Genomic DNA, 8,715 nt, shown 5'->3' with positions numbered 1-8,715 from the left:
ACATTACCAGGCTTCAAATACAAGAAAGCCCGATTCGAAAGAGTCGGGCTTTTTTACATCTAAAGAAAAGTAAAAATTAAGTATTTCTTTCTCTAAAGCGCAGCCTCTCTTAAGCGAAGCGCCTCTTTGTGAATAGTGTTTTGGCTATCCAATGCATTGGCCATGATAGTGCAGCATTTCAATGTGACTCCTGACACTAAAAACACATTGATTATAATGCTCTTATTTGTCGAGCTGGATTACCAGCAAAAACTGTATTCGCCTTTACACTTTTGGTAACGACCGAGCCAGTACCTATTACACTGTTATCCCCAATAGATACTCCTGCTAAAATAATAGCGCCTGCGCCAATCCACACGTTATTACCTATTGTGATAGGTGATGCAAAGTTTTCTTTATTGAGTCGCTGTGTAGGGTTAACAGCATGAAATACCGCTAACAACTGCACGTTAGGACCAATTAAGCAGTCATCACCAATTGTAATTGAAGCTTCATTAATTGGGGCGTCTAAAACAGTACAGTTAATGTTTATAAAAGTACGATCACCAATAGTTATTTGATTACCATAATCGCAATGAAAACCTGATTCTATAATTACCCCTTCACCGCATTGAGCGAATCGCTCTTTAATACGTTTTAAATTGCCTTTACTCGGGCTTTTATTAAAGAGTCGGCATATTTCGCCTGTTTGTTTACGTAGGGCTAAAAGCTCTTTGTTTAAGCTATTAAATGGCTGCATTAGGGTTTCTTTGTTTAGTTAAAAGGTGCTAAAGCTATTTTACCTTTATTATTACTCGTTGAAAGCTGCTTTATTTTTGCTCGTTCACTTGCCATTTAACTAGTTTCGTTTAGAATTACATATCTTTCGAAACGAAACTTAATTTACGAGCTTTATGACTAAACGAAACACACAGCAACGCCGTCATTTAATACTTACTCAGGTAAATGAGCTAGGTGAAGTGGCTGTTGAAAAGCTCGCTGAGCAGTTTCAAACATCTGAAGTAACCATTCGTAAAGATTTAACCGCGCTTGAAAAAAGCGGCTTGTTACTGCGCCGTTATGGTGGAGCTATTGCACTGCCTAAAGAAATTGTAAGTGACGAGATAGACTCAAAGCGCAAAGTAGCTATAGCTAAGGCTGCAGCTGCACTTATAAAAGATCATAACCGCATTATTATTGATAGCGGGCGCACTACGGCCGCAATGATCCCAGAACTTGCAAATAAACGCGGGTTAGTTGTAATGACCAATGCGATTAAAGTGGCGAGCCGTTTACTTTCACTTGAAAACGAGCCAACACTTTTAATGACCGGTGGTACATGGGATCCACATTCTGAGTCGTTTCAGGGGCAAGTTGCCGAAAACGTATTATGCTCTTATGACTTCGATCAATTATTTATTGGTGCAGATGGCATAGATGTAAAGCGCGGCACGACTACCTTTAATGAACTAGTCGGCTTAAGCCAAGTAATGGCTAAAGCAGCCCGTGAAGTAATAGTAATGGTTGAATCAGATAAGATTGGCCGAAAAATACCAAATTTAGAATTACCGTGGAAAATAGTAACCACTTTAATAACCGATACTGGCTTAGCAGATGATAAACGCAAAGCGATTGAGGCGTGTGGTGTAAAACTAATTTGTGCAGAGATTATTGATTAGTAACTACAAAGCGAGTTACTAGAATTAAAAAATTAATGGAGACACTATGTGTGGAATAGTTGGGGCAGTTGCAGAACGTCCAGTAAACAAAATTTTAGTTGAAGGCCTTAAACGTCTTGAATACCGTGGCTATGACTCTGCCGGTGTAGCACTTTTAGAAGGCTCTACACTAAATACTGTAAAAGCTGTAGGTAAAGTAGTAAACGTAGAAGCTGCACTTGAGAAAGCAGGCGTCAGCGGTCATACAGGTATTGCACACACTCGCTGGGCAACACACGGCAGTGTTACTGAAGAGAACGCTCACCCGCATGTATCAAACAATCAGCTAGCACTTGTGCATAACGGTATTATTGAAAACCACGCAAGCCTACGCGCATCGCTTAAAGAAGAGGGCTACGAGTTCTTGTCTGAAACCGATACCGAAGTAATGGTGCACTTAATTCATAAGCTTCGTAAGCAACACACTACGTTACTAGCATCAGTACAAGCTGCGGTTAAGCAATTTGAAGGTGCGTTTGGTACAGTTGTATTTGATAAAGCAAACGACAACGAAATCATCGTAGCGCGCTCAGGTAGCCCACTGGTTATAGGTTTAGGCCTTGGCGAAAACTTTATTGCCTCTGATCAGCTAGCACTATTACCTGTTACACGTAGCTTTATATTTTTAGAAGAAGGTGACGTAGCCCGCATTACCCGCGATACTGTTGAAATTTTTGACGAAAACGGCGACGCTGTAGAGCGTGAAGTGATTGAATCAAACATCACGCAAGACGCATCAGGCAAAGGCGACTACCGCCACTACATGCTAAAAGAAATTTACGAGCAACCACTTGCGGTACGTAATACCCTTGAAGGGCGTTTAAACGATGACCGCGTAGCAATTGACGCCTTTGGCGACAGCGCTCAGCAAATATTTAAAGATGTAAAACATGTGCAAATTATTGCCTGTGGTACGTCATACCACTCAGGTATGGTTGCCCGTTACTGGCTTGAGCAATTTGCAGGCGTTAGCTGTAATGTTGAGATTGCCTCTGAGTTCCGTTACCGCCAATCGTATGTACACGAAAACAGCCTACTTGTGACTATTTCACAATCGGGTGAAACAGCCGATACGCTAGCGGCATTACGCTTAGCTAAAGAGCAAGGTTACATGGCCTCAATGACCATTTGTAACGTACCGGGTTCATCGCTTGTGCGCGAATCTGACCTTGCCTTTATGACTAAAGCAGGCGCTGAAATTGGTGTAGCTTCTACTAAAGCATTTACAACACAATTAGTTGGTTTGTTAATGCTTACTGCGTCTATAGCGCAAGAAAAACAGCTTGATCAAAGCACCATTGTAAATGCTATAAAAGTACTTCCCGCCAAGCTTGAAGAAACATTACTACTAGCTGATGGTATTGCAGACCTTGCAGAAGAATTTGCCGATAAACACCACTCACTGTTTTTAGGCCGTGGTTCGCAATACCCAATTGCAATGGAAGGTGCGCTTAAGCTTAAAGAGATTTCGTACATTCACGCAGAAGCTTATGCAGCGGGCGAGCTAAAACATGGCCCACTTGCACTTATTGATGCTGATATGCCAATTATTGTTGTAGCGCCAAACAATGAGCTATTAGAAAAGCTTAAATCAAACGTAGAAGAAGTACGCGCACGTGGCGGCATTATTTACGTATTCGCAGATAAAGATTCACACTTTGAGTCAGACGACACAATGCGTGTAATCAACGTAAACCACACTGACGACATTATTGCGCCAATTGTTTACACATTGCCATTACAGCTGTTGTCGTACTACGTAGCGGTAATTAAGGGTACCGACGTTGACCAACCACGTAACTTAGCTAAATCGGTTACTGTTGAGTAAAATCAAAAGGTTATAGATTTTTATTAATGTTAAAAAAGCGCTTAAGGCGCTTTTTTTGTGCCTAAAAGTCTGTTAGCTTTAATAACTTATTATTTTCTAAGGGATTAGTCATGCGTTTATTAACCGCTGTTTTTATATGTAGTTTATTTATATTTTATTCTAGTGGCACACTTGCAGAGCCTGATTTAAAACAGCAAACCATTAGTTATACGCAACAAACACATACTATTAAATCAGCCGTTTTAAACGAAGAGCGCACAGTTGTAGTCCAGCTTCCAAAGAGTTATCAAGCTAATCCAAACAAAGTTTATCCGGTCATTTATCGCTTAGATGGCGCGGGTAATATACCGCTTGCCAGCGCTGTTATTGAGCGTTTACAAAATGATAATCGTGCGCCAGAGGTTATTATTGTCGCTATTGAAAACACCAATCGCTTAAGAGATTTATACCCCACAATTAATAAAGAGCCACAAGGCCCGGTAGGTGAAGGCGGTGGCGCAGCAACGTTTTTAGCATTTATAGAGCAAGAGCTTATACCCTTGATTAATAAAAGTTATCGTACGCACAATTATAAAGTGATTGCTGGCGCATCTGCTGGAGGTGTATTTGCGCTATATGCGTTGCAGGCAAAGCCCGAACTATTTCAAGCGCATATTGCTTACAGCCCTGCCGTTTGGTGGAACTATGGCGCATCTGTAAAGACGACTAAGTCGTTCATCAATAAATCAAAAAACCTGAATAACTACGTTTATATCAATATAGGCGAAGAAGCCGGCATAATGCGTCAAAGGTACGATGAATTACAGCAATCACTGCAATCACATGAAGTGCGAGGGTTGCGCTTCTATAGTGATGCGTTTGATGGCATCTCGCACGGTTTAACCTCTGCTGCAGGTATATTTAATGCTTATTACAACTTATTTTTACCTAAACAAATGTCTATAAGTGCTTTAACTGACGATGTAGCCTCTGTCGATGCTTACTATCAAACATTATCTCAACAATGGGGCGAGCAGATTGCGCCACCGGATCGCGCTGTTAGATCACTCGGTTATAACTTAACGGGTAGCAAGCAGTTTACCCATGCTATCGAAGTGTTTAAATACAATATAAAAAACCACCCAAAATCAGTCGATGCGCTTTCGGCATTGTCCTACGGTTATGAAATGCAAGGGGATACTCGCCAAGCGCTTGAGCAGGTGGAGTCTGCTTTAGCAATTGCAGACGACTCATATCCTTATATAAATTACTTAAAAGAAACAAAAGCTAGACTACAAATAGCTTTAGGCAAAGACGAAACATAACCACTTTTTAATCCAACTCGATTGTTATATATTTAAAGAGAAAAGGGAGTAACAGCTTTTCTCTTTTTCTAAAACCACATTAAAATCACTAACCCCTACTTAACGGGCAATAAATACGCTAAAATTGCAGGCTATTTTAGTAATGAGCCCGCATATTTTATGACCTCTGCCGCAAATCCTAGCAATTTCAACGAACTTGGCCTGATTCCAGAGCTAATTGCTCGATTGTCTGATCTTGAATACACACAACCTACACCTATTCAGGCACAAGCAATTCCGAGTATTTTGGCGGGAAGTGACTTAATTGCGGGGGCAAATACTGGCTCAGGTAAAACAGCAACGTTTGCTTTGCCTATGCTACAAACCCTATTTTTAGAGCAAGGCGCTAAAAAAACAGCTAGCAAAGGTAACTTTGTATCAGGGCTTATTTTGGTACCTACCCGCGAGCTTGCGACGCAGGTGGCCGATAGCGTGAAATCGTATTCAGCTAACTTTAATGGCGCAATTAAAACGGTAGCGGTATTCGGTGGTGTGTCGGTTAATACACAAATGCAGGCACTGCGCGGCGGCGCCGATATTATTGTTGCAACGCCAGGGCGTTTGCTTGATTTAATCTCAAGCAATGCTATTAAGCTCGATAAAGTAACAACCCTAGTGCTTGATGAAGCTGACCGCATGCTAAGCCTTGGCTTTACCGAAGAGCTTGCTGAGTTATTGGCGTTAATGCCTGCTAAAAAACAAACTATGTTGTTTTCAGCGACCTTCCCAGAGCAAGTCACTCAATTAACGCAAGAACTGTTAACTAACCCAGTTGAAATACAAGTTCAAAGCAAAGACGAAAGCACCTTAGTACAGCGCGTATTTACGGTTAATAAAGGCGAAAAAACCACGGTTTTAGCGCATTTAATAAAAGCACATAAATGGCGCCAAGCACTTACTTTTGTAAACGCTAAAAAAGACTGTGAGCACTTAGCGGGTAAGCTTGAAAAGCGTGGTATTAACGCACAGGTATTTCATGGTGATAAAGGCCAAAGTGAGCGTACTCGCGTAATAGAAAAATTTAAAGCTGGCGAAATAGAAGTACTTATTGCCACCGATATAGCAGCCCGTGGTTTAGATATTGCTAAACTGCCTGTTGTTATTAACTTTAACTTACCGCGTAGCCCCGCTGATTACATGCACCGTATTGGCCGAAGCGGCCGTGCTGGTGAAGTGGGTTTAGCATTATCGTTAATTGATTATGAAGACTTTCATCACTTTAAAATAATCGAGAAAAAAAACAAACTTCGTTTAGAGCGTGAGGAGGTAACGGGTTTTGCTGTAAACCAAGCAAACCTTGATGCAGCTGATGCGCTTAAAAACGACAAGCCAATGGCAAAGCCAGAAGGCACAGGTAAGAAAAAGAAGAAAAACAAAGTGAACCCAGAAGATGATGCATGGAGTGGTTGGCGAAATCGTTCTAAGTAAGGTTTTATAGTAATTGCTTATAATTATCAGCATATTATATTTTTAAAAAGGCGCATTTGCGTCTTTTTTATTGTCTTTAATTTCTTGCTTTAACTGTGTATTTAGGTTTTTATAGGTTGCAAGTCACATTAAGTAGAGGCTTTTTGGAAATATAAAAATGGCATATGGATCATGTTTATTTGGTATAAAACCAATTATTACGTATTCATAGCAAATTAAAATATGCAGGGTATGTAATGGTAAAAACACAGAAAAATAAAGCTCCTAGTCATATAAGTAAACGGCGCAGAAATATTTCAATCCTACTATTGATAGGTGTTTGTTCGCTGCTCATTCGCGCACTAATGTCTTATAACTTTGACCGAACCGCTTTGCTCTATGTTGGCGTCCCTTTTTTTGTATCTGTTGCTTTGCTGTACATAGTTAAAAAGCCTGAAAAACCAAGCTTAAATCGGTATTACGGACATTTAGTATTGTGGTCGTTAATTGTTATGTTTGGCACGTCGATTGTTTTGTTTGAAGGCTTTGTATGTGTGATCATGTTTATGCCCATTTACTTTGGCGTATTATTTCTTATGTACTTATTTCAGCTTCTATCCTGCTATTTAAAGAGTAGAAACAAAGGGTCATATTACGCTCATATCTTACCTGTCGTTATTTTTTTAAGTGCATTTGAAGGTGTAGTGCCAAGTACTAGCTTTGAAAGAGAATATTCAATAACTAAAAATATAGTTATCAGCGCTACCCCAGAAGAAATAAAAAATAAGCTTATTGAGCCAATGCATTTAAATATAGAGCGTAATTGGCTGTTAAGTTTGTTCCCTATGCCCAACAATATAGATGCAGGTACATTATCGGCGGGAGATGTACATAATATTGATTTTACTTATCATCGTTGGTTTGTAACAAATACCCACAAAGGGCGTATGAAACTTGAGTTAACTCAAGTTGAAGATGACTATATTCGTACCACCTTTTTAGAAGATACAAGCTACATAAGTAATTATCTAAAGCTAAAAGGAACCGAAATCCGGTTTATAAAAGTAGATAATGAAAATACAAAAGTGATGCTGACTATTTATTATTATCGATTTTTAGATCCTGCTTGGTATTTTGGTCCACTTCAAAAATATGCCATTGGACAAACTGCAGATATGCTTTTAAGTGAATTATTCATTCCTGAAACAGCTTAGGGCCGCAATGTATACTAATGAAAGAGTTATAACTAGTGAGCAAAGTAATGCTAGCGTCGGGGATGTAGTTTTATCTCCAATAAAGGTTTTATGGGTTGGCGGTATGCTATTAACTGCCGTTTTAGGTGGGTGGTATACATTTTCATTCAGTGCGCTGCTGGTATTTATTGCAACGACGAGCATCATTTTGTGTTTGGGACACTCATTGGGTATGCATCGCAGGCTTATACATAAGAGTTATAAATGCCCGCTTTGGCTTGAATACTTTTTTGTACACTTAGGTGTCATTGTGGGTTTAGCTGGGCCAATTGGTATGATTAAAACCCATGATATGCGCGACTGGGCGCAGCGACAACCTGCGTGTCATGATTACTTTGGCCATAAGCAACCTATGTGGAAAGACTTTTGTTGGCAACTCTTTTACGATATTAGATTAAATAATTCACCTACATTTAATATAGAAACTAAGGTAATAGAAAGTCGAGTGTATAGTTGGATGGATAAAACATGGATGTTACAACAGCTCCCTTTAGCGTTTTTACTATTGTTGTTAGGAGGTATATCTTGGGTTATTTGGGGTATATGCGTGAGAGTAAGCATCTCAATTATAGGTCATTGGCTGATAGGTTACTTGGCACATAATATTGGTCAAAGGCATTGGCATGTAAACCAAGCGCGTATTCAAGGTTATAACGTCCCTTTTGCTGCGTTGCTAACAATGGGTGAAAGTTATCATAACAACCATCACGCATTTCCTGGTTCAGCCAATTTTGCATTGGAAAAAGGTCAATTAGATGTTGGTTGGCTAGTACTTAAAAAGCTAGAAAAACTAGGCTTGGTTTGGGATTTAATCCAACCCGAAGACCTCCCTGTGCGCAGCGAATTAAAAAGAATTGACTCCTAATATGAAAACTAATTCTCCTTTAAAATGGTTATTATTATTTTGTGTATTAACGTGTTTTAAATTAAGTGCAAATACGCCTTACGAAATTCCTAGAAGTAGCGTTATTCAACTAACCGAACTGTCCAGTAAGCGCGTTTATCCTGTTTACATTCAATTGCCTAAGTCATATAAAAATAAGCTAAATAAAACATACCCCGTTATTTATTTAACCGATGCGCCGTATACCTTCCCTATAGTGGCAGGGGCTACACGGTTTCCTATGAATAGCGGCAAAATGCAGCAGGCGATTATTGTCGCCATTGGTTACGAAAAAGGCTCTATT

8 protein-coding genes are annotated in these 8,715 nt (G+C 39.8%); 7 read left to right on the top strand and 1 reads right to left on the bottom strand.

Going from position 1 to position 8,715, the window contains the following annotated elements:
* Window positions 1-211: 211 nt before the first annotated feature.
* Window positions 212-739, bottom strand: coding sequence for a sugar O-acetyltransferase (locus tag CWB62_RS16110; protein ID WP_058405266.1), 528 nt, complete (start codon window positions 737-739; stop codon window positions 212-214).
* Between the two features lie 154 nt (window positions 740-893).
* Here CWB62_RS16110 and CWB62_RS16105 point away from each other — a divergent pair, with 154 nt between their 5' ends.
* The 7 genes from CWB62_RS16105 to CWB62_RS16075 all read left to right on the top strand — a co-directional run.
* On the top strand, window positions 894-1,658 hold the full coding sequence (locus tag CWB62_RS16105; RefSeq protein WP_058405265.1) for a DeoR/GlpR family DNA-binding transcription regulator: 765 nt from the start codon (window positions 894-896) through the stop codon (window positions 1,656-1,658).
* A 46-nt stretch (window positions 1,659-1,704) separates the two neighbouring features.
* Window positions 1,705-3,525, top strand: a complete 1,821-nt coding sequence (gene glmS / locus CWB62_RS16100; protein ID WP_058405264.1) for a glutamine--fructose-6-phosphate transaminase (isomerizing) — start codon at window positions 1,705-1,707, stop codon at window positions 3,523-3,525.
* 110 nt (window positions 3,526-3,635) lie between these two features.
* Window positions 3,636-4,829, top strand: a complete 1,194-nt coding sequence (locus CWB62_RS16095) for an alpha/beta hydrolase-fold protein (protein WP_058405263.1) — start codon at window positions 3,636-3,638, stop codon at window positions 4,827-4,829.
* 159 nt (window positions 4,830-4,988) lie between these two features.
* Window positions 4,989-6,296, top strand: a complete 1,308-nt coding sequence (locus CWB62_RS16090; RefSeq protein WP_138528185.1) for a DEAD/DEAH box helicase — start codon at window positions 4,989-4,991, stop codon at window positions 6,294-6,296.
* Window positions 6,297-6,640: 344 nt separating this feature from the next.
* Entirely contained in the window at window positions 6,641-7,489 is an 849-nt protein-coding gene (locus CWB62_RS16085; protein WP_138528183.1) for a hypothetical protein, read from the top strand.
* A gap of 7 nt (window positions 7,490-7,496) precedes the next feature.
* The gene (locus CWB62_RS16080) at window positions 7,497-8,393 is read left to right on the top strand and encodes an acyl-CoA desaturase (protein WP_138528181.1); all 897 of its coding nucleotides are present in this window, start codon (window positions 7,497-7,499) and stop codon (window positions 8,391-8,393) included.
* Window position 8,394: 1 nt separating this feature from the next.
* Window positions 8,395-8,715, top strand: a 321-nt coding sequence (locus CWB62_RS16075) for an alpha/beta hydrolase-fold protein (RefSeq protein WP_249313605.1), incomplete at its 3' end; no start/stop codon positions are given.

It is taken from the genome of Pseudoalteromonas sp. S408, from assembly GCF_005886645.1.
In the GTDB taxonomy this organism is placed as follows: Bacteria; Pseudomonadota; Gammaproteobacteria; order Enterobacterales; family Alteromonadaceae; genus Pseudoalteromonas.
Note: the sequence above shows the minus strand (reverse complement) of the source record. Positions and strands in the feature narration are given on the sequence as shown.

What these genes read in the sequence shown, in the direction of transcription:
- glmS (WP_058405264.1), top strand. Translation starts at nt 1,705, where the DNA reads ATGTGTGGAATAGTTGGGGCAGTTGCAGAACGTCCAGTAAACAAAATT.
- CWB62_RS16110 (WP_058405266.1), bottom strand. Translation starts at nt 739, where the DNA reads ATGCAGCCATTTAATAGCTTAAACAAAGAGCTTTTAGCCCTACGTAAA.
- CWB62_RS16105 (WP_058405265.1), top strand. Translation starts at nt 894, where the DNA reads ATGACTAAACGAAACACACAGCAACGCCGTCATTTAATACTTACTCAG.
- CWB62_RS16085 (WP_138528183.1), top strand. Translation starts at nt 6,641, where the DNA reads ATGTCTTATAACTTTGACCGAACCGCTTTGCTCTATGTTGGCGTCCCT.
- CWB62_RS16095 (WP_058405263.1), top strand. Translation starts at nt 3,636, where the DNA reads ATGCGTTTATTAACCGCTGTTTTTATATGTAGTTTATTTATATTTTAT.
- CWB62_RS16090 (WP_138528185.1), top strand. Translation starts at nt 4,989, where the DNA reads ATGACCTCTGCCGCAAATCCTAGCAATTTCAACGAACTTGGCCTGATT.
- CWB62_RS16080 (WP_138528181.1), top strand. Translation starts at nt 7,497, where the DNA reads ATGTATACTAATGAAAGAGTTATAACTAGTGAGCAAAGTAATGCTAGC.